Here is a 23,463-nt window from a genome sequence, read left to right as displayed (position 1 = left end):
TGACGGTCAGTACGCGGCTCATCGGGCGCCCACCTCAGCGAGCGCGCCGTTGATAATGTCTGCAACCCGGTCGATGGTGTCGTCGTCGAGGTCGGCACGCACGGTGATGCGCAGCCGCGAGGTACCGGCAGGTACCGACGGCGGCCGGAAGCAGCCGACGAGCACCCCACGCTCTCGGCAGGCGCCGGCGACGGCCACCGCCCGTTGCGGGTCACCGATGATCACCGAGATCACCGCCGACGCCGGTTCGGGCAGCCCGAGTCGCGTGGCGAGTCGCCGGGCGTTGGCGGCCAGCGCATCCGGTAGCTGCGGTTGTCCGGTCAGCACGGCCAGCGCCGCACGCGCGGCACCGACCGCGGCCGGGTTGAGTCCGGTGTCGAAGATGAAGGTGCGCGCACAGTCGATGAGCTGGGCACGGACGTCGGCCGAACCGAGTACCACCCCGCCCTGGGCGCCCAGGGATTTCGACATCACCGCGGTCACCACGAGATCCGGGGCACCCGACAGTCCGGCGTCGGCGATCAGTCCCCGGCCGCCCGGTCCGCGTACGCCGAAGGCGTGCGCCTCGTCGACCAGCAGCACCGCACCGTGTGCGCGGGCGGCGGCATAGAGTTCGGCGACCGGCGCCGGTTCACCGTCGATGCTGTACACCGAGTCCGTGACCACGAGCGCGCGCGCCTCGGCACGGTCGGCCAGCACCTGGGCGACCGCGGCATGGTCACCGCGGTCGACGACGACCACCCGGGCCCGCGACAGTCGGCAACCATCGATGAGCGACGCGTGCGTTCCGGTGTCGGAGACGATGAGGTCGCCCCGACCGGCCAGACCACAGATGGCCCCGACGTTGGCCAGGTAGCCGGAGGAAAAGGCCAGCGCGGCATCGAAACCGAGGAAGGCCGCGATCTCGTCCTCGAAGTCGGTGTGCAGCCGTGTCGTCCCGACGACCAGCCGCGACGCGGTCGATCCCGTCCCCCAGTCGTCGATCGCCCGGTGGGCACCGGCGATGACGCGCGGATCCCGGGACAGACCGAGGTAGTCGTTGGCCGCCAGATTGATCAGTTCGACGCCGGGTTCGCGCACGAAGGGCTCACGATGCAAGCCGGCGGCGGCGCGGGCCGCCGCGGCGGCGGGCAACCAGTCCAGTCCGGCCTCGGTGGCCTCGTCGGTGGCACCGCGTACGACGTCGTGTCCGGCCGTCATGAGGCCACCTCCAGGTCGATGGCGGCCGGGTCGGCGGCAAGACTCGCGATGACCGCGGCGCGAATCCCGGCGACGATCGTCGCGATGTCGGCGGTGTCGCACAGGTACGGCGGCATCGCATAGACGAGGTTGCGGAACGGCCGCAGCCACACGCCGGCGGCGACTGCGGCGTCGGTGGCGGCGACCATCTCCACCGGACGATCGAGTTCGACGACGCCGATCGCGCCGCGGACCCGCACGTCGACGACCCCGTCGAGGGCGGCGATCGGAGCCAGGCCGGCGCTCAGCTCGGCTTCGATACGTGCGACCCGGCCACGCCAGGTGCCGTCCGCGAGCAGGGTCAGCGACGCCACCGCAACCGCGCAGGCCAACGGATTGGCCATGAAGGTCGGGCCGTGTGCGAGACCACCTGCCTCACCCGCGCTGATCACCGCGGCGATCTCATCGGTGCACAGGGTCGCGGCGAGCGTGAGATATCCGCCGGTCAGTGCCTTACCCACGCACATGATGTCGGGTGCGACGTCGGCGGCGTCGGCGGCGAACAACGTGCCGGTGCGGCCGAAACCGGTGGCGATCTCGTCGAAGATCAGCAGCACGTCCTGCTCGTCGCAGATCCGCCGCAGCGCGCGCAGATACTCGGGGTGGTGAAATCGCATCCCGCCGGCGCCCTGTACCAGCGGTTCGACGATGACCGCCGCCAGTTCGTCGCGATGACCGGCGATGGCCGATTCCAGTTCGGCGACATACTCCTCGGTGTAGCCGTGGGGTGGCGCGGAGACGAAGACCTGCCGGGCGAGGACGTCGGTCCACATCGAGTGCATGCCGCCGTCGGGGTCACAGACGCTCATCGGGGTGAAGGTGTCGCCGTGATAGCCGCCGCGCCAGGTCAGCAACCGGGTCCGGCGCGGTTCGCCCCGGCCACGCCAGTATTGCATCGCCATTTTGACCGCGACCTCGACCGACACCGATCCCGAGTCGGCGAAGAAGACCTTGCGCAGCCGGTCCGGGGTCATCTCCACCAACAGTTCGGCGAGCCGAGCAGCCGGTTCATGGGTCAGTCCGCCGAACATGACGTGAGACATCTTGGCCATCTGCGCGCTTGCTGCCGCGTCGAGCGCCGGGTGACCATAGCCGTGGATGGCCGCCCACCAGGAGCTCATCCCGTCGACGACCCGCCGGCCGTCGGCGAGTTCGAGGTGCACCCCGGACGCGGCGGACACCACGAGGGGGCGGGTCGTCGCGGGCAGGGCGCCATAGGGATGCCAGATGTGTTCGGCATCGATGCGGCTGATGGTCTGTTCATCCACGGCTGCGCCCTCCTTCTTTCCCCCGGTGCGGTCCGAGCCTGTACACCGTACAGGCGGATCCTGGACACCGTACAGGGCTACCCGGGGGTAGGCGAACGGGCTCACTAGGCTGATCTGGTGAGCAACAGTCGCGCCGATGTCCTGGCCGCCGCACGCGAGATCCTCGTCGAGGCCAGCCTGGCCGACCTGTCGATGCGCCGACTGGCCGCCGAGCTGGGCGTTCGGCCGAATGCGCTGTACTGGCATTTCCCCAACAAGCAGACGCTGTTGGCCGCGCTCGCCGACGACATCCTCGCCTCGGTACCCATCCCGGGCACCGGCGAGTCGTGGGATATCCGGCTGGCCACCCTGGCGACGGGGATGCGGGCCGCACTGCTGGCCGTTCCCGACAGCGCCGAGGTGGTGTCGTCCAGCTGGGCGTCGGGGCTGTCGGCCAAGGCGATCTACGCCGACATCACCACCGCCGCCCGGGCGGGCGGACTGCCCCTCGACGACGCCGAAGCCGTCGCCACCGCCATCTGCCAGCTGGTCATCGGCCTGACGATCGAGGAACAGACCCGCGCCCAGATGGAACGACTCGGCGCCATCGACGCCTCCGGCCGCGATTTCGGACGGGAGTTCACCGGCGGCCTCGACATCATTCTCGACGGTGCCCGCGCCCGGGCCGACGACCGGCCACGCCGGGGCGAGAGTAAAGAAAAGTAAAGGTCAGCCGGGGCGTGTCGGCTTCACCCAAGTCGAGTTCTCACAGCTTCGCCGGGTACATTGCTAGCCGACCACGACCGCCCGAAACAGAAGGATGCCCATCTCTTGGCAGCCCCGACCCGGACCGCGAACGCCGCGGCCTCCACGTCCACGTCCACGACGTCGGCCACGGTCCCGGCGTACCGCAATGATCTCGACGGCCTGCGCGGCATCGCGATCGCACTGGTCGCCTGCTTCCACGTCTGGATGGGCAAGGTCTCCGGCGGCGTCGACGTCTTCCTGACCCTGTCGGGCTATTTCTTCATCGGATCACTTCTGCGTCACGCCATCCACAGCCAGTCCCCGAAGCTCGGTTTCGGGTTCGCGGTCAATCCCTGGCCCCGGATGAAGCGGCTACTGCGGCGGCTGCTGCCCGCCCTGTTCACCGTGCTGGTCGCGGTCGCGATCGGCACCGTCGCCATCCTCCCGCAGATTCGCTGGGAGAACATCGGCGCGGAGTTGCAGGCGTCGGCCCTCTACTACCAGAACTGGCATCTGGCCTGGAACTCGCAGGACTATCTGGCCGCCAGTTCGGCGAACAGTCCGCTGCAGCACATCTGGTCGATGTCGGTGCAGGGACAGTTCTTCCTCATCACCCTGCTGAGTGCGCTCGCACTGACCGGCCTGATCAAGCTCGCCGCGCGGTTCGTGTCGACGAAGATCGCCGACCCTCGGGTGATCAAGGCCCTGGTCGCGGGTGCCGTCGTGGTGGTCGCGCTGGGTTCGTTCTACTGGGCGCACCGCGGCATGGCCATCAACCAGATGTTCAACTACTACGACACCCGCTCGCGACTGTGGGAGCCACTGGCCGGCGGCCTCCTGGCCATCAGCCTGCCGAGCTGGCGCATCCCGAACTGGTTCCGCAACGTGGTGACCGCCGTCGCTCTCGCGCTGATCGTCAGTTGTGGCTTTTGGATCAACGGTGTCGAGTCCTATCCCGGTCCGTTGGCGCTCGTCCCGGTGCTGTCCACGCTGGCGATCATCTGGGCCGGTGCCACCGCCCAGCAGCGTCGCGCCCACGGCGATCACGCCACCGCCCAGCCGATGCCGATGCTCAACCGGGCGATGGCCAGCCGCTGGCCGGTGTGGCTGGGATCCACCGCATACGGCCTCTACCTGTGGCACTGGCCGGTGTTGATCTTCTACCTGACCTGGCATGACTCCGACCAGGCAACATTCGTCGAAGGCGTCGGCATCCTGGCGTTCTCGCTGGTATTGGCCACGCTGACCAAGCGGTTCATCGAGGATCCGTTGCGCACCGGTGATCGCCGCCAACTCGCGCACGGCGATCGTCGCGGTCGTAGCCCCTGGCTCACCTACGCGTCTGTGGTCACTGCTGTTCTGGTGGCGGCCACCGCGACCGTCGGCGTGGGAATCAAGGTGTGGGACCGGCACGTCGCCAACATCACCGTCGACACCGCGAACCTCGACCCGCGGGACTTCCCCGGCGCCCGTGCACTACTCAACGGTGCGCCGGTACCCGCACTCGACCCGGTGCCCGCTCCCCTCGCGGTGATCGAGGATTTCCCGGAAACCTCACGGCGCGGCGACATGAGCGACTTCAAGGACGGCAGCATCCACGTCGGTATCTACGGTGATCCGACCGCGACCCGGACCATCGCGCTGGCCGGTGGCTCGCACGCCGAGATGTGGATCTCGGCATTGGACACCGTCGGCAAGCGCAACCATTTCAAGGTCAAGACCTACTTGAAGATGGGCTGCCCGCTGTCCACCAACCCCGTTCCCCGACAACTCGGTCAACCGTACGAACAGTGCTACCACTGGGGCCAGCGGGTCATCGCGGCGATCAAGAAGGACCGTCCGGACGCGGTCATGACGAACTCGACCCGACCACGCGACTACGAGAACGGGGATTGGGTGCCACCGGACTACACCCCGATCTTCGACGACTTCCTGTCGGCGGGGATCCCGGTCCTCGGCATCCGGGACACCCCGTGGCCGATCCGCTCGCGGGTCGACACCCCGATCTGCCTGGCCGAGGGCGGTAACGCGGAGAGTTGCGGAACGCGCCGGGCGGTGTCGCTCGCCCCGACCGACCCTGCCGCCGAACTGGCGCGCACCCGTCCGGATTTCCACGCGTTGGATCTGTCGAACGGCGTCTGCGACCCGGTTCGCTGCCCGGCGATCGTCGGCAACATCATCGTCTACAAGGATCCGCATCATCTCAGTGCGACCTATGTGCGCAGTCTCACCGACGAATTGGAGCGCCAGATGAGGCTGGCCATGCCGTGGATGGGCAAGCCGACCCCCTGACCTGGCTTTTGCCACATACCGCACCTACCCGGCGTGGTCGTCTTCGAGATGACCACCACCACCGACGCGGCTAGGGTTCTCCTCATGACCGCAAGCAGGTGTGTATGACACCCATTCCGGTGTGGCCGGGTACGCCCTATCCACTCGGGGCGACCTATGACGGTGTCGGAACGAACTTCTCGCTGTTCTCCGAGGTCGCCGAGGCGGTCGAACTGTGCCTGATCGACGCCGACGGCGGTGAGCGGCGCATCCGCCTCGACGAGGTCGACGGCTACTGCTGGCATTGCTATCTTCCCAACGTCGGCCCAGGTCAGTTCTACGGATTCCGCGTCCACGGCCCCTACGATCCGGATCAGGGCCTGCGCTGCGACCCGAGCAAGCTCCTACTCGATCCCTACGGCAAGGCCTTCTACGGCGATTTCGACGGCGCCCCCTCCCTGTTCTCCTATCCCCTGCCCGACCCGGATGCACCCGAACCGGATGCGCCCGAGGGTGTCGAGTCGAATCCGGTCGAACCGGACAACGCCGGTCACGAGCAGTCAGACCCGACGATCACGCCATCCGGCACCCCGGGCGGGACGGTACCCGCCACCGGCAGCGACGATCGGGTGCTGGCCGCCGACGACGAAGTCGATTCGGCGACACCGGATTCCGGGGAACCAGCCGCACAAACAGCGGCGGACGCACCGGCGGAACCCGACGACCACGACGACCCCGACGTCCCCCCGAGCGAAACACAGGACCCGCCACCGAGTCCCGCCGAGGCCATGCCTCGTCTGGATTCGTTGGGCCACACGATGGTTTCGGTGGTGATCAACCCGTACTTCGACTGGCAGAACGACCGCTCCCCCAATCGGCCCTATCACCAGACCGTCATCTATGAGGCGCATGTCAAGGGGATGACGGCCACCCATCCGGATGTGCCGGAGGCCTTGCGCGGAACCTATGCCGGGCTGTGCCATCCGGCCATCATCGATCACCTGACCTCGCTGGGCGTCACGGCGATCGAACTGATGCCGGTGCACCAGTTCATGCAGGACTTCGTCTTACGCGACCAGGGGCTGCGAAACTACTGGGGTTACAACACTTTCGGCTTTCTCGCGCCACATGTGGAATACGCCTCGAATCCCGACCAGCCGGCCAGCGCGGTCACCGAATTCAAGGCCATGGTGCGGGCTTTCCACGACGCCGGTATCGAGGTGATCCTCGACGTCGTCTACAACCACACCGCCGAGGGCAATCATCTCGGACCGACGGTGTGCTTCCGCGGCATCGACAACACCGCGTATTACCGTGTCGTCGACGGTGATCCGGCGATGTACATGGACTACACCGGTACCGGCAACAGCCTCAACGGCCGCCACCCGCACACGCTGCAGTTGATCATGGATTCGCTGCGGTACTGGGTGCTGGAGATGCACGTCGACGGCTTCCGCTTCGACCTTGCCTCAACGCTCGCGCGCGAACTACACGACGTCGATCGGCTGTCGGCCTTCTTCGATCTCGTCCAGCAGGATCCGGTGGTCAGTCAGGTCAAACTGATCGCCGAGCCGTGGGATATCGGTGAGGGCGGCTATCAGGTCGGCAATTTCCCACCGCTGTGGACGGAGTGGAACGGCAAATACCGCGACACCGTCCGCGACTACTGGCGCGGTGAGCCGTCGACACTCGGCGAATTCGCCTCCCGGCTGACCGGATCGTCGGACCTGTACGAGGCGACCGGTCGCCGCCCGTTGGCCAGCATCAACTTCGTCACCGCACACGACGGTTTCACGCTGCGGGATCTGGTGTCCTACAACGAGAAGCACAACGAGGCCAACGGCGAGGGCAACCGCGACGGCGAGAGCCACAACCGGTCGTGGAACTGCGGCGTCGAGGGACCGACCGACGATCCCGACATTCTCGAGCTGCGTGCCCGCCAGCAACGCAACATCCTGGCCACCCTGTTCCTGTCCCAGGGCACTCCGATGATCTCGCACGGTGACGAGATCGGCCGAACCCAGCTCGGGAACAACAATGTCTACTGCCAGGACTCCGAATTGGCTTGGATGGATTGGGAACTCGCGGCCAAGAACAACGACCTGCTGGAGTTCACCCGGCGCGCCATCGCGTTACGCACGGCACATCCAGTGTTCCGCCGCCGCCGCTTCTTCGCAGGCAAACCCATCCGCTGGGGTTCGGACGCCCTCGACATCGTGTGGCTGACACCGACCGGCGATCAGATGACCAACGCCGACTGGGATTCCGGCTTCGGCAAGAGCCTGGCCGTCTTCCTCAACGGTGCAGGCATTGCCGAGAAGAACGAACGCGGTGAGCCGATCGTCGACGACAGCTTCATGATCTGCTTCAACGCCCACTACGAGGATCTCGATTTCACGATGCCGGCGACCGCCCTGGCCCCGGAATGGACGGGTGTGCTGAGTACTACCCATCCGACCGGGGAATCCGACACGCTGTCGGTACGCTCCGGCTCGACCGTGACGATCGGTGGCCGTTCGCTGCTGGTCCTCCGCAAGGTCACCTGAGCCGACCATGACGCCGCGGCCCCCGATCGCCACCTACCGGGTTCAGCTGACCCCCGACTTCGGCTTCGCGCAGGTGATCGGCATTCTCGGCCACCTCCGCGATCTCGGTGTCAGCCATCTGTATCTCTCCCCGATCGGCACCGCGGTGACGGGGTCGACCCACGGCTACGACTGGCTGCCCCCGCCCGAGGTCGCCCCGATCCTCGGCGGTCTCGACGGCCTACGTGAATTGCGCACGGCTGCAAAAGATCACCAGATCGGCATCATCATCGATATCGTGCCCAATCACACCGGGGTCGCCGACGTGCCGGCCAACCCGTGGTTCGCGGACCTGCTGCGCAACGGCCCTGCTTCGCCCTACCGCGACTACTTCGACGTCGACTTCTCCCGCGACAACGGCGCCGACGGCAAGATCGCGTTACCGATCCTCGCCGCGGACGGGGACCTCACCCCGCTGCGCGTGGACGACGGAGGCTACCTGCGCTACCACGATCACGCTCTGCCGATCGCGGCGGGCACCGAGTCCGGCACTCCGCAGCAGGTGCACGATCGACAGCACTATCGCCTGGTGCCGTGGAACAGTGGGCTGATCGGCTATCGCCGGTTCTTCACCGTCAACGAACTCGCCGCGGTGCGCCAGGAGGACCCAGCCGTGTACGCTGCGACCCACCGGTGGCTGGCTCAGCTGGTCGCCGAGGACCTGATCGACGGTGTCCGGGTGGACCATCCCGACGGCCTGTGGGATCCGCAGGGCTATCTGCGGCGCCTGCGCGACGATCTCGGACCGCATCGCCTGATCTACATCGAGAAGATCCTCGCTCCCGACGAACCGCTGGAACCCTCCCTGCCGGTTCAGGGCACTACTGGCTACGACCAACTCCGCGTCATCGACGCGGTCTTCGTCGCACCTTCGGGGACAATCGAACTGGCCGAGACCCACGAACGCATCACCGGCGTCTCCGGGGACTCCGCCTGGCTCATCTCGACCGAGCACACCCGCAAGCTGACCACCCTCACCGAATCCTTTGCCGCCGAACAACGACGGCTGGTGGCGGCGGTCGCACATTCAACACATGACGACCGGCGCGAGGACATGGTGACCGACGCCGACCTCGGGCGCGCCTGCGCGGAACTGATCGCGCGGCTGGGCGTCTACCGTGCCGACTACCCGGTCCTGCACGATCGGCTCCTCACCACGATCGGCGAGATCGAACAGGCACAACCACTTCTGCGTCCGGCCCTGACCGTGATCGGCCGCGCCACCTCTATCCCCGGCCCCGCCTCGGCCCGGCTGGCGCAGACCTGCGGGGCGGTGACCGCCAAGAGCGTCGAGGACAGCCTTTTCTATCGCACCGCGCGGCTCGTCTCCGCGCAGGAGGTCGGCGGCGACCCCACGCATCCGAGCCTGGACGTGGCCCAGTTCCACGCCCACAACGTCCACCGGGCCAGGGATTGGCCGGCGGCGATGACGGCATCGTCGACCCACGACACCAAACGTGGCGAGGATGTGCGTGCCCGGATCGCCCTGCTTTCCCAGATCCCGGAGCGGTGGTCACTGACCGTCGCGCGGATCTGGCAGCTGACACCGCCGCCCGACGATCTGACCGGATACTTCCTGCTACAGAACATCTTCGGGGTGTGGCCTGCCGACGGCGGTGCGGTCCCCACCAGCCTGCGCCACCGGTTGGACGACTACGCGCGCAAGGCCGCGCGTGAAGCTGGACTTCGCACGTCGTGGACGGCCGTCGACGAAGCCTTCGAGTCGGCGCTGAGCGACTGGATCGCTGCGGTCACCGACGGCCCGGCCGCCGAGGTGATCGGAGCGCTGGTGGCCCGCATGGCGTCGTCGTGGGAGCAGGAAGCACTGGCCCGCAAGGCGATTGCCCTGCTCGGCCCCGGTGTCGGCGACATCTACCAGGGCACACAGTGGTGGGAGGACTCACTGGTCGACCCGGACAATCGACGGCCGGTCGACTACTCCGCGCCGACCGATCATCCCAAGACACAGCTGATTCGGGCTGCGCTCGGGCTGCGGGCCGCGCATCCGGACGCCTTCGGAATCAACGGACGGTATCTACCGCTGGTCGCCGAGGGTGCCGCGGCCGACCACGTCATCGGCTTTGCGCGGGCAACCACCGCCGGCCCGGCGATCGCGCTGATCACCGCCCGGTTCACCCACAGCCTGCGCCCGGCATCCGCGGCGAACACTCACGTCATCCTCCCCGCAGGCGAGTGGCGCGACATCCGGACCGGCGCCGTCCACCGCTCGGTGGTCGACCTTGCCACCGCACGGGCCGACCATCCGGTTGCGCTACTGGAAGCGGTCGGCGCGAACTGAATTCGCGTCAGCCCGCGGGGGTGGGAGCCGGCGTCGGCGCGCCGGGCGTCGGAGCACCGGTGGGCGCTTCCGGCCTGGTGGGCACAGCCTTCGGGTTCGCCTGGGTCCCGTCACCGATCATCACGCCGGTTCCCGGAGCTGGACCGATATCGGCCACCAGCCACTTCCCGTCGTGCTTCTCCAGCTGGATGAGGTAGAAGAACACCGCCTTCTGTGGGGCTGTCGAGTTGGCCCCGCTCGCGGTCACCTCGGCCTGTACCAGGGTGGTCGCCGAATCCGCAGTGAACTTCTCCACCGTGGCCAGCTTGATGTCGGCGGAGGCGCTGGTCACCTTGAGGCCGTTGGCCTGATCGGTGGTCTCGGCGCTCTCCCGCTGCAGACGGTCATTGAACGCGCCGGTGCTCAGCGGCCCGAGCCGCTCCTTGGTCTGGTCGCTGTTGCTGGACTTCATCGTCGCGACCAACTCGTTGACGAAATGTTTCGACGCGGCGATCGAGTCGTCGAAGGCATCGAGCTGCTGGTTGCGGTCGTGGAGCTTCGCCGCGAGCACGCCGATGACGACGATCAGCCCGATCACCACCGCGGCGGCCAATGCCTTGAGGAGACCGCTCCCGGTCAGGGTCACGGTGACCTGCCGGCCGGACCGGACAGTGCCCGAGGTGGGCGGCTTGCTCGCCACCACGGTCTCGGTGTCGGCCGTCGCGGTGTCGGCATCGGCATCGGCATCGGCATCGGCCGGAGTGTCGCCCGGCCGGACACGCTTACGTCCGGATTTGCCCTGCGGCCGGGTCACGGCCGCGGTGTCCCCCACGGTTCCGGTCCCCTGCCCGCCGGTGTCCGGTTCGTCCGGCTTCTGCTCGTCCGGGTTTTCCTTGTCATTGCGGCTGGTGTCACGCTCGGTCATCTAAGCCATTTCTCTGTGATCGCGGCCCCCTGGTGATCACGTGCGCAGGAGATCACCTGCGCGGTGGATCACCGGTCCAGGGGCACGGTACGTGCGTTGGGGTCGTATCCCGGCGGCGGTCCGGCCGTGTCGTCCCCCGGCGGTCGCGGCGCGTTGGCCGAGCCACGAACCTGCTGATTCGGATCCTGGGTCACACAGTACAGATTGGACGGGATCGAGAGCTCAAGGATCTGCGTGGGTCGCCGCGGGGTCACCGGGTAGTTGCACGCCGGCCGCGGATAGACGGATCCGAACGCCCACCATGCGCCGCCGTGGAACATCGTCAGGCTCTTGACGCTCGCGTCGCGGATCGAGGGGAGCAGATTCGCCACCGCAGGTGCCCGGATCGCTCCCTGCCGTGCGATATCGACGAACTCGGTGAGCACGTCGGCCAGCGGATCGTTGAGCTGATTGAGGGAACCGGTCAGGCTGGTCAGCTGCCCGGGACCGTGCTCGAACAGGGTGCGCAGCTCTCGGTCCGAGGCGACGGCGGCGTTCACCAGCGAACTGATCGAGGACACCGTGGTGGACAAATCCGGCTGGATGCCTGCCGTCGTGAGCAGGATGTCGCCGGTCTCGCTGATCAGCTTCTTCGTCTCCGGAAGCACCCGGTAGAGGTCGGCGAAGATCGCACCACCGGATTTGAACAGCACGTCGAGCTGGTTGGTCCCACCATCGGTGCCCAGCGCGACATCGAGGCTGTGCACGGTCGATGCCAACTTGGCCGGGTCGATCTGTTCGATGACGTCGAGCGAGGAAGCGAGCAGTTGCGGGAACGGGGTCGTCACGTCAGCGGGACCGGCGTCGATGACGTCCCCGTCACCCAGAAACGGCCCCTCGGTGGACTCCGGCTGGAAATCTACGTACTGCTCACCAGCCGCCGACAGCCCCAGCGCCTTGACCCTGGTCTTCCGGCTGATGTGGACGTCGTCTTCGATGCTCACCTTGACCTGCACCGAATTAGGCTGCACCCGAATCGATTCCACATCACCGATGCGCGCACCACGCAGAGTGACCCCGGACGTCTCCTGCAGTCCGCCGGAGATCGGGAAGTTGATCGTCACCTCGTAGCGTCCGGTGAACGGTTGCCACCGCAGGGCGCCGAAGGCGATATAGGACAGGCCGACGATCATCACGCCGATCAACGCGAGATTGCCCAGGAGCACCGAATGCTTGCGCAGGTACCCGAACAGTCCACTCATCCGCAGCACCCCTTCGTCCCAGTCAGACGGGCCAGCAGTCGGGTCAGCGTCTGCTGCAAGGCAGCCGAACCGGCGTCGACGTCACTGATGTCGGGCAGACGGCTCGCCGAGTCGAAACCCACACCCGGACTCAGCCAATAGACCTTCGCCGACAGCGCAGCCGCACTGCCCGACGTCGTCTTGACCCACTTGGGCACCAATACGTGGAGGTTGTCGGCGAGATTGCCCAACGTCCCCGACGCCTGCTGCAGACCGCCGAGCAGCGTCGACAGGTGGCCGATCATCTCGACGAGGTTGTCACCGTCCGACCGCAGGAAGTCGTTGGTCGCGGCCGTCACACTCTTGGTCTTGTCCAGCGTGCTGAGGATCAGGTCGATCTGACCGTTGACCGAGCTCAGGGCAGGCGCCAGCTTGTTGATCGAGGCCATGATCTGGGCCCGGCCCGCAGCCAGTTGCGCGGTGAGCACGCGGGTGTATCGCAGCGAGGCATCGACCTCGGCCGCATTCTGGTTGAACTTGCGGATCGCGGTGGTCAGTCCGGCGATCGAACCGTGCAGCGCGTCGGGATGTGGCGCCACCGCCGCACTCAACTCGGTCAAGATGATCGTCGCGGAGTTCAGCGACCCGCTGTCGACCACACCGCTCATACTGACCAGGAGATCTTCGACGGTGGCCGCGGCCGACGTGGGTCCCGAGAGGGTGTCACCCTCGCGCATATATCCCTTCGGCGCGCCGGGCGGCGGGAGCAGCGCGACGAAGACGTCGCCGAGCGGGGTCGCCTGTCGCAGTTCGGCCCCGGTACCGACCGGAAGTTTGGCCGACTCGCTGACGTCCATCGTCACGATGGCCCGATAGTCCTTGGCGGTGATCTTGGTGACCTGCCCGACGTCGGTGCCGTTGAGTTTCACCTTGGCGCGCGACGGCAGGTTGAGCGCATTGTCGAAGTTCGCGGTCAGCTCGATCGCCTGGCCGATGTCTCCCGGCACCGGCAGCGGGATCTGCTCGACAGTCAAACCGGGCAACCGTCCGCAGCCGGACAGCCCCAGCACCGCGACGACGAGGATGACCAGCACGCCACCACCGCGGCGCATACGCCTCGCCGGAGCCTTCCGGCCGGCGGATCTCATGTCAGCAAGTCTCATGTCGGGACCTCATTTCAGGAGGGCCAACAGGCCGGAGTAGATGCCCAGATCGGGTCCGAAGTCCTTGAGTTTGCCAGTGCGGCAACCATCCTTGTGCAGGTTGATGGTCTCGCAGAACTTCGCCAGCAGTTCGTTGTCGAGCAACGACTTGTCCAGGAGCACCTGCGCGCGCCACGCCCCCTGTTCGGCGGAGACCGAGTTGCTCAGATTCTGGAAGAGCAGCGGGCCGACGTCGATGGTCTCCACGACCTGCCGGGAGAAGTCCCCCAGATTGGTGGCCAACGCCCCGAGACGGCTGAACGACGCGGAGATGGTCCCGGTGTTGTTCGCCAGGAATGCCGAGGTGTTGCGCAGTGCCGTATTCAGATTGCCCATCGTGGCCACCAGGCCGGGCGACTGGCGCTGCAACATCATCCCGACGTCGTTGATGGCCGCCGAGAACTCCTTCATCTTCGGATAGTTACCGACCAGGGTCGAGGTCAGCCCTTGGATCGTCTTGACGACGTCGACGAGGGCGTCACTGTTCCCCGAGACGACCTCCGAGGCCGAGCCAAGTTCACGCAGCGCCTGCCGGATCCGTTCACCGTTGCCGCTGGAGATACCGGAGGTGATGTCGATCATGTCGGCCAGTGGGCCATTGCCCTGACCGTCGCCGCCGAGCGCGGTGACCAGACTGTTGAGCGAGTCGAACAGTTCGCCGACCGACACCGGCGCCTTCGTCGTCGGCACGACGTCACCGTCGGCGAGTGTGGGTCCCTCGGTGTAGGCCGGGCTCAGTTCGATGTGGCGGGTGGTGACGATCGAGGTGTTCACGATCGCCGCGGTCGCCTCCTTGGGGATCGAGACACTCTTGTCGACGGTGAAGGTCACCTTTACCCGGGTGCCCTGCTGCTCCACCGAGGTCACCTGGCCGACCGGCATGCCGAGTACCGAGACGTCGTTGCTGTCGTAGAGACCGGCGACGTTGTCGAAATAGGCGGTCAGCTCGTAGGCGGATCCCGCGGCGGCCTTCCAACTCGCCGGGATGAGCGAACACCCCGACAGCCCGACGACCGTCAGCAATGCGAGCAGAACCAGTGTCCCGGTCCGCCGGGATCCCAGCACGCGAGTCCTCCCCTGTCCGTTCAGCATCCGTCCACCACCCGGGCCAGGCAGAGCCAGTTGTCGGGGAAGATGCCCCACGGCAGGTAGCCGTTGGCGTAGGGGCCGTCGCCGATGATGTTGTTGGTCATGCGGGCGGTCACCGGCAAGATCTCCAGCAGTTTGCGCAGGTTCGCGCGGTTCTTCTCCAGGCCCTGCGAGATGGTGTTCAGGTTGGCCATGATCGGCGCGAACTGATTGCCGTTCTCCCCCGCGACCGCCTTCGCCTGTTCGGTGAGTTCGGCGATCCCGTCGAGGAGCTTGGTCACCAACGCCTCCCGGGCGGTGATCTTCTGCGCCAACTGCCGCCCCTGCCCGATGATGATGGCCAGCTGCGCCTGGTTGCCGTTGACCACATTGGACACAGTCTTGGTGTCTGCGATCAGCTGGTTGATCTGGTCACGCCGGTTGGTGACCACCTTCGACATCTCGGTCAGCGCGTCCACGGTCGGCTTGGTGATCGCCGGTGCGTCCTTGAGCTGGTGGTTGAGTTCCTTGATGCTGTCGGCGAAGGGCTGACTCTCGATGCCGTTGAGGATCGGGGCGCCGGCCTCGATGGCGCGTTGCAGGTCGTAGGGCACCCGTGTGTTCTGGATCTCGAAGTTGTTGTCCTTGAGCGGTTCCTGCGATGACCCCAGCGAGACGTCGACATAACGCTGCCCGAGCAGCGTCGACATCTTGATCTCGGCGATACCGTCGGCCGAGACCTTGACGTCGTCGTCGAGTTTCATCGTGACCTCGACGTAGTAGCCCTTGAGTTCGGTGTTGCTGACCTCGCCCTTGTTGATACCCGCCACCCGCACCTTGTCGCCAGGACGGATGCCGCCGGCCTGCTGGAATTCGCCGGTGTAGGTCGTCTTGCCGATATGCGCGCTCCCCAGGCCGACGACGCCGACCAGGATCACCGCGATGACCACGGCACCGATCAGGCCGTACCAGAAGCGCTTGTTCTCATAGAAATGCGTGCTGAGACTCATCGGCACACCACCGAATGCTTGGTGCCGCCGATTCGATTGATGATGCCGGGCGGCAGCAGGACGTCACCGATCGCGATGTCGAGATCGCAGGCATAGATGTTGAGGTAATTACCCTCGCCGAGGACCATCGGGAAATGGCCGAGGAAGATCGGTAGGTCGACGGCCATCTGGTCGAGTTTGGCGCCGTTTCCGATCAGGGTCTGCGTGGCCAGGCGCGCGCTGGTGGCGGCGTCGCTCAGGTCGGCGCGGCTACGGCTGAGGACGTTGGCGAACCCGCTGGCGGTGTTACCCAGATCCGAGACCGCCCGGCCGAAGGCCGCCGAGTTCCCGTTGAGGTTCTCGATCAGCTTGGCCATGTTGCCGATGACGGTCCCGAGCTGACCACCCTGTTGGGACAGATCACGCATGACCCCGCTCAGGTTGTCGATGATCGCACCGATGACGAGATCCCGATTGGCGGTGTCGTTCGCGAGTTTGCCGACCTGTGCGATCGTCCGGCTCAACAACACCTCGTTGCCGTCGTAGTCCCCCTGGAAGGTCTTGATCAGCCCCATCGACAGTTCGTTGACCTGCTGGGCGTCGAGGGTCTCGAAGACCGGCTGGAAGCCGGCGAGCAGCTTGGTGACGTCGAAGGAATCCTCCGACGGAAGTTTGAGTGTCGACCCGGGCGGCATCGGGGTGCTCGCCACTTTCGGGTCCAGCACCAGATTCAGGTAGCGCTGACCGATCAGGTTCTGGTAGCGGATCTGGGACTTGGTGTTGGTGAGGATCTGCTGGTCGTCCTGCACCTCGAATTCGACTCGGGCGCGGCCGTTGTCGAGGTCGATCGACTGGACGCGACCGACCCGGACGCCGGCCATCCGCACATCGTCGCCGACCGCCAGACCCGACGCGTCGCCGAAGTAGGTGGAGAAGCTCTCGGTATGTCCCGATACCGACCGTTCCAGCGTCGAATAGATGATGTAGGTGAGCAGCAGAGCGACGACCGCGAACAGCGAGAAGCCGATCAGCGGTTTACGGATGGATGCCTGATCGGCGCTCATCGTCCCCCTCCCCCGGGTGTGCGTTTGGTGACCTCGACCGACTGGACCAACGGACCCAGCATCAGGGTGTCCGCGGCGCTGGGCTTACGTCCGAGTGCCGCGCCCAGCGTCGCACTGTCGGCTTCGGTGGTGACCGCCCCGGCCGGTGACATCCGGCGCATGCCGTCGGACGGATAGATCATCAGCGGACCCGAACTCGTCGGCCCCGTTCCGGTACCCGGACCGACACACCCCGGGCCGCGCAGCTGACCGTAGGGGCCGCCGTTGTACACCGGGCAGTTCTGCCGGGTGTAGCGCATGAACGCGCCGAAGCTGACGCCGATGTTCAACTGGGCGTGACCGTTGACACCGGTGAACACGGTCAGCACCTTGGCGGCAAGATTGTTCAGTGCGGTCAGCGCCTCGGGCAGGGCGTCGGGTTCGAGTACTGCCGCGCCGAGGGTCCGGTTCAGGTCCGCGACCAGCCGCTTACCGGAGTCGCCGTTGCGCGCGAACACCAACTGGGTCTGGTCGAGGATGCCCTGCCCAGCCGACAGCAGTGCGGTCAGGTCGCGTTGCTTCTCCGCGATTGTCATCGCCGGGATGACGCTGCGTCCGAGCGCATCCAGTAGTTGCGGCGCAGACTTCGACAGGCCGATGACCGCGTTGTTGAAGTTCTGGAATCCCGGAGGCGCACCGGGCGGGAACATCGCGTTGATGCTGTCGAAGTAGGTCTGCAGCACTCCGACGAAGGATCCGAAGGTCGACCCACCGCCCTTGAGCGCACCGGAGATCGCACCCAGCAGACTGGCCAGTTCGGCGGGCGGAACGGCCCGCAGCAGGGTGCGCAACTCGTTCTGCGCGTCCTGCAGGCGAATCGTCGTGAGCGAGGTGTCGGCCGGGATGGTGGCGTCGTCGGTCAGGCGCGCGGTACCCGGATCGGCGGGTCGGACGAATTCGACGGAGTTCACGCCGAAGAGATTCGACGGCACCGTACGCGCGGTCACGTTGGCCGGGATGCCCTCGGCCTGATCGGGATCCAGGTCGATCCGCACGAGCTTGAGCTGTTGTCCACCGGAACCGTTGTCCTGCACGTCGATTGTGGACACCTTGCCCACGATCAGACCGTTGTAGCGAACGTCGGCACCGGTCACCAGGCCGTCGCCCACGTCGTTGAGCTCGGCGGTCACCGGCACCTTCGCGGTGAACGCCCCCTGGTAGCGCATCAGCAGCAGCACGAAGACGAGTGCCAGCACGATGAAGAAGACGACGCCGCGCAGCACGTACTGCAACAGCGAAGGATTGCGACCGTCCGTCGAGATGTTCATCTGACGCCCCCTAACCCGATATCTGGACGCCGGGCTCAAGGCCCCAGAACACCAGCGTCATGATCGTGTTGGCGAAGACGATGACGATGATCGCGAGCCGGATCGCATGGCCGGCCGCGACCCCGACACCTTCGGGACCACCGGAGGCGAAGTAGCCGTAATAGCACTGGATGAACGTCGTCAGCAGAACGAAGACGATCACCTTGAGGAACGACCACACCACATCCTGGGACAGGATGAACGAGTTGAAATAGGCCAGATACGTCCCGGCCCCCTTGCCGCTCTGCACCTGGAACATCACCTGGCAGGCGATGTAGTTGGCGGCCAACGACACCGAGTAGAGCGGGATGATGGCCAGCACCGCGGCGCTCATCCGGGTGGTCACCAGATACGGCAGCGGACGGATCGCGATCGCCTCGAGCGCGTCGATCTCCTCGCTGATCCGCATCGAGCCGAGCTGCGCGGTGAAGCGGCACCCCGATTGCGCGGTGAACGCGGTGGCGGCGAGCAGCGGCGCGATCTCGCGAGTCGTCGCGAAGGCGGACAGACCACCGGTGACCGACGACATCCCCAGCAGATTCAGCGCGGTATAGCCCTCGATCCCGACCGTCGCACCGCCCATGATGCCGAGGATGACCATGACGCCGACCGTGCCGCCGCCGACGACGATCGCGCCGTTGCCCCACGCGACATCGGACAGCAGGCGCCAGACCTCGTTCCGGTAGTGGCGGAAGGCGAGCGGCACCGCCCCGATGGAACGCACCAGGAAGGTGATCAGATGCCCCATCTGGGCGAGCAGGTTGCGCGGCCCCCGATAGAGACCCTTGGCTGCCTCGACGGGCCGGAGGGCAGGCGGCACATACCGTGACGCGGTCATCTCACACCACCTTCGCCGGGACGAGAAGTGCGAACAGCTGAGTCAGTACAACGTTCACGGTGAACAGCAGCAGCACCGAGTTGACCACCGCCGCGTTCACCGAATTCGCCACACCGGCCGGACCGCCCTTCGTCGACAGACCACGGTCGCAGGCCACGATCGCCACGATCGCCCCGAATATCACCGCTTTGCCGATCGCGAATATCAGATCGGAGGTGGACGCGAAGGACGCGAAGGTGCCCGTATAACTACCCGGGGTGCCGCCCTGGAAGTAGACGTTGAAGACATAGCCGGTGATGAAACCGACGAAGCAGACGAAGCCGCAGAGCAGGAAGCTGACGACCATGGTCGCGAGCAGCCGTGGCGAGATGAGTCGCTGAATGGGATTGACACCCATGACACGCATGGCGTCGATCTCGTCGCGGATGGTGCGCGACCCGAGGTCGGCGGCGATCGCCGAGCCGACCGCACCGGCGAGCAGGAGTGAGGTGACCAGTGGGGCGCCCTGCCGGATCACGCCGAGACCGGTCGCCGCACCGGAGAATGAGGTCGCACCGATCTGGCCGGCGATGTTGCTCACCTGAATGGAGACGACGACGCCGATCGGGATGGCCACGAGCAGCGTCGGGAAGACCGAGGTGCTCGCCATGAACGCGCACTGGCGGATGAACTCGCCGAACGGGAAACGTCGCTTGACGATGTCGACGAAGAGCACCTTGAACACCTCGACGAACATGCCCATCTGGCGACCGAAGGTGTCGAAGGACGCCATCACGTGGTCACGCAGCCAGCGCGTCACCACATTCGGGCGCTTCGAGACCGGCGGAGCGTCGTCCGCGGTCGCTGTCTCAGTGCTCAATCCCCACCCTTGCGCTTGTCGGACCAGTTGTCTTCAGCACTTCGCCCGAGTGCACGGCTTGCGTAATATACCCCACTCCGACCCACCCCCTGTGTCCGGTATCACACCACGCGGCGCTGCGACTGTGCCGATCCGGTCCTACCTTCTGACTGGTGACGGATACGCCGAGTCCCATTGGCCGGGATGTGACCCACAAAACAATTGATGACGAGAGAACCATAACTGGGTCGGCCGACCAATGGGTGGCAAACCCCCCGTTTCTGACATCGGCGCGTCATCAGATAGGGTCCCCGACCCCCTCCGACATCGCCGTATGGGCGCCGGGCGCCACCACGATCGAGCTCGTCATAGACGATGACGCCACCGCCACTCGGCATCCGATGCACCCCGCCGACGGCGGCTGGTGGACCGCCGACCCCGCAACCGCCGACATCGACGTCCCCGTCGACGACGCCCGCTACGGGTTCTCGATCGACGGCGGCCCCGTCCGGCCGGATCCTCGTTCAGCCCGTCAGCCCGACGGCGTCCACGGCCTATCCGCGTTCTTCCGCCCGGATCCGGCCGCTCAGGCAGCCACCCGCTGGTCCGGCCGATCGGTGCACGGCGCGGTGATCTACGAACTGCACGTCGGCACGTTCACCCCCGCGGGCACCCTCGATGCGGCGATCGGGCATCTCGACGATCTCGTCGACCTCGGCGTCGACTTCGTCGAACTGATGCCACTCAACGCGGTCAACGGGATACACAACTGGGGCTACGACGGGGTCGGCTGGTACGCGGTCCACGAGCCCTACGGTGGACCGGATGCGCTGCTCCGGTTCGTCGGCGCAGCACACGAGCGCGGACTGGGCGTCGTCCTCGACGTCGTGTACAACCATCTCGGCCCGTCGGGGAACTATCTGCCCGAGTTCGGTCCCTATCTGAGCGAGGGCACCACCAGCTGGGGATCCTCGGTCAACCTGTCCGGACCCGATTCCGACGAGGTCCGCGCGTTCATCGTCGACTCCGCGTTGCGCTGGTTCGATGTCTTCGGCATCGACGCACTACGGCTCGATGCGGTGCACGCATTCGTCGATCACCGGGCCGTCCATCTCCTCGAAGAACTCGCCACGGCCACCGACGCCCTGTCCGCCCGGCTCGGCCGCCCGCTGGGGCTGATCGCCGAAAGCGATCTCAACGATCCGCGACTGGTTCTACCGCGGAGCCGCGGCGGATACGGTCTGGCCGCGCAGTGGGACGACGACATCCACCATGCGATCCACACCGCGGTCTCCGGCGAACGCCACGGCTACTACGCCGACTTCGGGAGCTATTCCACCCTGTCGAAGGTGTTGCGCGGCGGCTTCTTCCACGACGGCACCTACTCATCGTTCCGCCGCAGGCGGCACGGCAGGCCGATCCCCACCGACCTCCTTCCGGCCACCGCGTTCCTCGCCTACACCTGCACCCACGATCAGGTCGGCAACCGGGCCGCCGGGGATCGCCCGTCGGCATACCTCGACGGTGGACAACTCGCCATCAAGGCGGCGCTGGTGGTGCTCTCCCCGTTCACCCCGATGCTGTTCATGGGCGAGGAATGGGGTGCGGGCACCCCGTTCCAGTACTTCACCTCACATCCGGAACCCGAACTCGGCGAGGCCGTCCGCACCGGACGACAAGCCGAGTTCGCCGACCACGGATGGGCGAGCACCGAGGTCCCCGACCCGCAGGACCCGGCGACCTTCGCGGCATCGAAACTCGACTGGTCCGAACGCGACTCCCCCGACCATCGGCGAATCCTCGACTTCTATCGTGCACTGATCGCCCTGCGCCGGGAGCAGACCGACCTGCACGCACCCGGCTTCGACAGCATCGGCACCGGCTACGACGAACAGGCAGGCTGGTTCGCGATGCACCGCGGTCAGTGGTCGGTGATCTGCGTGCTCGCCCCGAACGAGACGGTCGTACCGATCGGCGTCGACGTCGAATTGTCATGGGCCCCGGTCGAAACAACGTCGGGCACAGTGACCTCGCCCGGCCACAACGTGGTCGTCGGCCGCCGCACCTCGCCGATTCCGTAGTACGCCGAGATGGTCAGGTCAGATAGTCGTAGGCGGGGGTACCCGGTTCCAGACGCTCGCAATGCAATCGGGAGTGGGCCATCCGATCCATCAGTCCGGTCAGTCCCGCACGCGCGCCGAGTTCGACGCCGACCAGCGCGGCACCCGTCTCCCGATTGTTGCGTTTGACGTATTCGAACAGGGTGATGTCGTCGTCGGGGCCGAGCACATCGTCGAGGAAGCGACGCAACGCACCCGGCTCCTGCGGGAAGTCGACGAGGAAGTAGTGCTTGAGTCCGCGGTGGACCAGCGACCGCTCGATGATCTCCCCATAGCGGGAGACGTCGTTGTTGCCGCCGGACACCAGGCAGACGACGGTCGATCCGGGCGGGATCCGCACCTGCGAGAGTCCGGTGACCGCCAGCGCCCCGGCGGGTTCGGCGATGATGCCCTCGTTCTGATACAGCTCCAGCATCGCCGAACAGATCGCGCCCTCGTCGACGTGGGTGAGGTATGCGCCGCCCGGTGCCAGCACCGCGGGCCCCTCCGGGATCACCGTGACCCCCGACGGCGGTTCGGCGGGCAGTTCGGGGTGGGCGGCGATACTCGCGCCGAGCCCGGACATCACGCGATAGCCGAGGTTGCCGATCCGTTTGACCGCCGCGCCGTCGACGAAGGGATCGATCTCGTCGAGGGTCACCGGCCCACCGGCCGCCATCGCGGCAGCCAGGGATACCGCACCGCTGGGTTCGACACCGACGATCACCGTCTCGGAGCTGCGCCCGCGCAGATATGTGGCGATACCGGACAGGCAGCCACCACCGCCGACCGGTGCGATGACATAGTCGGGGACACGTCCGAGTTGTTCGACGAACTCGTGGGCGATGGTGCCCTGCCCGGCCGCGGTGCGATTGTCGTCGAAGGCATGGATCCAGGTGGCGCCGGTCCGCATCACATCGGCCTGCGCCGCGGCGGCCGCGGCGTCATAGGTGTCGCCGACCGCGATGAGTTCGACGAATTCACCGCCGTGCCAGCGAATCCGGTCGCGCTTCTGCTTCGGCGTGGTGGTCGGGACGTAGATCCGCCCGGACACCTTCATCGTGCGGCACGCATAGGCCACCCCCTGGGCATGGTTACCCGCGCTCGCGGCCACCACACCGGCGGCGAGTTCATCCGCCGACAGCTGCGCCATCACGTTGTAGGCGCCGCGAATCTTGTAGGAGCGCACGGTCTGCAGATCCTCGCGCTTGAGGTAGATGTCCGCACCGAACTCGGCGCTGAGCCGCGGGCAGTGCTCCAGCGGCGTCCTCGACACCGCCGGGGCGATTCGGTCCACGGATTCTTCAATGGTCGCGACGGTCAACGCCGGAACCCGATCGTCGACCGATTGCTGCTGCGTAGTCACGGCTTCCATGGTCTCACCAGATGATTTCCGCGCCACACCGCACCCGGGCTGCGCGCGGTGCCGAATCCGCCAAGACCTGTCCATCGTCGGCCACCCGGCGTAACGTCAGCGGGCGAGGAGGCGTCATGTCAATTCGCACCG

At 66.5% G+C, this 23,463-nt stretch carries 17 protein-coding genes; 5 read left to right on the top strand and 12 right to left on the bottom strand.

Translation table 11 applies throughout. The features are described from left to right. Positions 1 to 18 precede the first annotated feature (18 nt). Both QSJ18_RS11885 and QSJ18_RS11880 read right to left on the bottom strand, forming a co-directional pair. Positions 19 to 1,200, bottom strand: coding sequence for an 8-amino-7-oxononanoate synthase (locus QSJ18_RS11885; RefSeq protein WP_286326659.1), 1,182 nt, complete (start codon positions 1,198 to 1,200; stop codon positions 19 to 21). Further along, a complete protein-coding gene (locus QSJ18_RS11880) occupies positions 1,197 to 2,507 on the bottom strand; it encodes an adenosylmethionine--8-amino-7-oxononanoate transaminase (protein ID WP_286326658.1) in 1,311 nt (436 codons plus the stop codon). The genes QSJ18_RS11885 and QSJ18_RS11880 overlap by 4 nt, the downstream gene beginning before the upstream one ends. Before the next feature lie 117 nt (positions 2,508 to 2,624). Here QSJ18_RS11880 and QSJ18_RS11875 point away from each other — a divergent pair, with 117 nt between their 5' ends. The 4 genes from QSJ18_RS11875 (at position 2,625) to treY (ending at position 10,388) form a co-directional block, all read left to right on the top strand. After that, positions 2,625 to 3,212: a TetR family transcriptional regulator gene (locus QSJ18_RS11875; RefSeq protein WP_286326657.1), complete on the top strand. Its 588-nt coding sequence runs from the start codon at positions 2,625 to 2,627 to the stop codon at positions 3,210 to 3,212. A 105-nt stretch (positions 3,213 to 3,317) separates the two neighbouring features. After that, complete coding sequence (locus QSJ18_RS11870) at positions 3,318 to 5,525, top strand: acyltransferase family protein (protein ID WP_286326656.1); 2,208 nt, start codon at positions 3,318 to 3,320, stop codon at positions 5,523 to 5,525. Positions 5,526 to 5,629: 104 nt separating this feature from the next. Further along, positions 5,630 to 8,050 carry a glycogen debranching protein GlgX gene (gene glgX, locus QSJ18_RS11865; protein ID WP_286326655.1) on the top strand — a complete coding sequence of 807 codons (2,421 nt, stop codon included), beginning with the start codon at positions 5,630 to 5,632 and terminating at the stop codon, positions 8,048 to 8,050. A 7-nt stretch (positions 8,051 to 8,057) separates the two neighbouring features. After that, positions 8,058 to 10,388 carry a malto-oligosyltrehalose synthase gene (treY, locus tag QSJ18_RS11860; RefSeq protein ID WP_286326654.1) on the top strand — a complete coding sequence of 777 codons (2,331 nt, stop codon included), beginning with the start codon at positions 8,058 to 8,060 and terminating at the stop codon, positions 10,386 to 10,388. Positions 10,389 to 10,395: 7 nt separating this feature from the next. Here the strand turns inward: treY and QSJ18_RS11855 are convergent, their stop codons facing one another. The 9 genes from QSJ18_RS11855 to QSJ18_RS11815 all read right to left on the bottom strand — a co-directional run bounded on the left by QSJ18_RS11855 (position 10,396) and on the right by QSJ18_RS11815 (position 19,878). Further along, positions 10,396 to 11,292, bottom strand: coding sequence for a hypothetical protein (locus tag QSJ18_RS11855; RefSeq protein WP_286326653.1), 897 nt, complete (start codon positions 11,290 to 11,292; stop codon positions 10,396 to 10,398). A 68-nt stretch (positions 11,293 to 11,360) separates the two neighbouring features. Next, positions 11,361 to 12,533, bottom strand: coding sequence for an MlaD family protein (locus QSJ18_RS11850; RefSeq protein WP_286326652.1), 1,173 nt, complete (start codon positions 12,531 to 12,533; stop codon positions 11,361 to 11,363). After that, positions 12,530 to 13,660 carry an MlaD family protein gene (locus tag QSJ18_RS11845; protein WP_286326651.1) on the bottom strand — a complete coding sequence of 377 codons (1,131 nt, stop codon included), beginning with the start codon at positions 13,658 to 13,660 and terminating at the stop codon, positions 12,530 to 12,532. The genes QSJ18_RS11850 and QSJ18_RS11845 overlap by 4 nt, the downstream gene beginning before the upstream one ends. Before the next feature lie 24 nt (positions 13,661 to 13,684). Continuing rightward, positions 13,685 to 14,806 carry an MCE family protein gene (locus QSJ18_RS11840; protein WP_286326650.1) on the bottom strand — a complete coding sequence of 374 codons (1,122 nt, stop codon included), beginning with the start codon at positions 14,804 to 14,806 and terminating at the stop codon, positions 13,685 to 13,687. Further along, a complete protein-coding gene (locus QSJ18_RS11835; RefSeq protein WP_286326649.1) occupies positions 14,800 to 15,792 on the bottom strand; it encodes an MlaD family protein in 993 nt (330 codons plus the stop codon). The genes QSJ18_RS11840 and QSJ18_RS11835 overlap by 7 nt, the downstream gene beginning before the upstream one ends. Then, a complete protein-coding gene (locus QSJ18_RS11830; protein WP_286326648.1) occupies positions 15,789 to 16,835 on the bottom strand; it encodes an MlaD family protein in 1,047 nt (348 codons plus the stop codon). The genes QSJ18_RS11835 and QSJ18_RS11830 overlap by 4 nt, the downstream gene beginning before the upstream one ends. Continuing rightward, positions 16,832 to 18,142 (bottom strand): MlaD family protein, encoded by a 1,311-nt coding sequence (locus QSJ18_RS11825; RefSeq protein ID WP_286326647.1) that lies wholly within the window; start codon positions 18,140 to 18,142, stop codon positions 16,832 to 16,834. Before QSJ18_RS11825 ends, QSJ18_RS11830 begins: the two co-directional genes overlap by 4 nt. 10 nt (positions 18,143 to 18,152) lie before the next feature. Further along, positions 18,153 to 19,019, bottom strand: coding sequence for an MlaE family ABC transporter permease (locus tag QSJ18_RS11820; protein WP_286326646.1), 867 nt, complete (start codon positions 19,017 to 19,019; stop codon positions 18,153 to 18,155). A gap of 1 nt (position 19,020) precedes the next feature. Continuing rightward, positions 19,021 to 19,878: an MlaE family ABC transporter permease gene (locus QSJ18_RS11815; protein WP_462476054.1), complete on the bottom strand. Its 858-nt coding sequence runs from the start codon at positions 19,876 to 19,878 to the stop codon at positions 19,021 to 19,023. A 260-nt stretch (positions 19,879 to 20,138) separates the two neighbouring features. On the opposite strand from QSJ18_RS11815, the gene treZ reads away from it, so the two are divergent. Continuing rightward, positions 20,139 to 21,938: a malto-oligosyltrehalose trehalohydrolase gene (gene treZ, locus QSJ18_RS11810; protein WP_462476060.1), complete on the top strand. Its 1,800-nt coding sequence runs from the start codon at positions 20,139 to 20,141 to the stop codon at positions 21,936 to 21,938. A 13-nt stretch (positions 21,939 to 21,951) separates the two neighbouring features. On the opposite strand, the gene ilvA is transcribed toward treZ, so the two are convergent. Continuing rightward, positions 21,952 to 23,331, bottom strand: coding sequence for a threonine ammonia-lyase IlvA (ilvA, locus tag QSJ18_RS11805; RefSeq protein ID WP_286326644.1), 1,380 nt, complete (start codon positions 23,329 to 23,331; stop codon positions 21,952 to 21,954). Positions 23,332 to 23,463 lie beyond the last annotated feature (132 nt).

This window comes from Gordonia heveisoli (assembly GCF_030315745.1).
Taxonomy (GTDB): domain Bacteria; phylum Actinomycetota; class Actinomycetes; order Mycobacteriales; family Mycobacteriaceae; genus Gordonia.
The sequence above is the reverse complement of the archived record's forward strand: the minus strand, read 5'-3'. Positions and strand labels throughout refer to the sequence as shown.

Coding starts and splice junctions, on each gene's coding strand:
- QSJ18_RS11885 (WP_286326659.1), bottom strand. CDS start 1,200: ATGACGGCCGGACACGACGTCGTACGCGGTGCCACCGACGAGGCCACC.
- glgX (WP_286326655.1), top strand. CDS start 5,630: ATGACACCCATTCCGGTGTGGCCGGGTACGCCCTATCCACTCGGGGCG.
- treY (WP_286326654.1), top strand. CDS start 8,058: ATGACGCCGCGGCCCCCGATCGCCACCTACCGGGTTCAGCTGACCCCC.
- QSJ18_RS11855 (WP_286326653.1), bottom strand. CDS start 11,292: ATGACCGAGCGTGACACCAGCCGCAATGACAAGGAAAACCCGGACGAG.
- QSJ18_RS11850 (WP_286326652.1), bottom strand. CDS start 12,533: ATGAGTGGACTGTTCGGGTACCTGCGCAAGCATTCGGTGCTCCTGGGC.
- QSJ18_RS11845 (WP_286326651.1), bottom strand. CDS start 13,660: ATGAGATCCGCCGGCCGGAAGGCTCCGGCGAGGCGTATGCGCCGCGGT.
- QSJ18_RS11840 (WP_286326650.1), bottom strand. CDS start 14,806: ATGCTGAACGGACAGGGGAGGACTCGCGTGCTGGGATCCCGGCGGACC.
- QSJ18_RS11835 (WP_286326649.1), bottom strand. CDS start 15,792: ATGAGTCTCAGCACGCATTTCTATGAGAACAAGCGCTTCTGGTACGGC.
- QSJ18_RS11830 (WP_286326648.1), bottom strand. CDS start 16,835: ATGAGCGCCGATCAGGCATCCATCCGTAAACCGCTGATCGGCTTCTCG.
- QSJ18_RS11825 (WP_286326647.1), bottom strand. CDS start 18,142: ATGAACATCTCGACGGACGGTCGCAATCCTTCGCTGTTGCAGTACGTG.
- QSJ18_RS11820 (WP_286326646.1), bottom strand. CDS start 19,019: ATGACCGCGTCACGGTATGTGCCGCCTGCCCTCCGGCCCGTCGAGGCA.
- ilvA (WP_286326644.1), bottom strand. CDS start 23,331: ATGGAAGCCGTGACTACGCAGCAGCAATCGGTCGACGATCGGGTTCCG.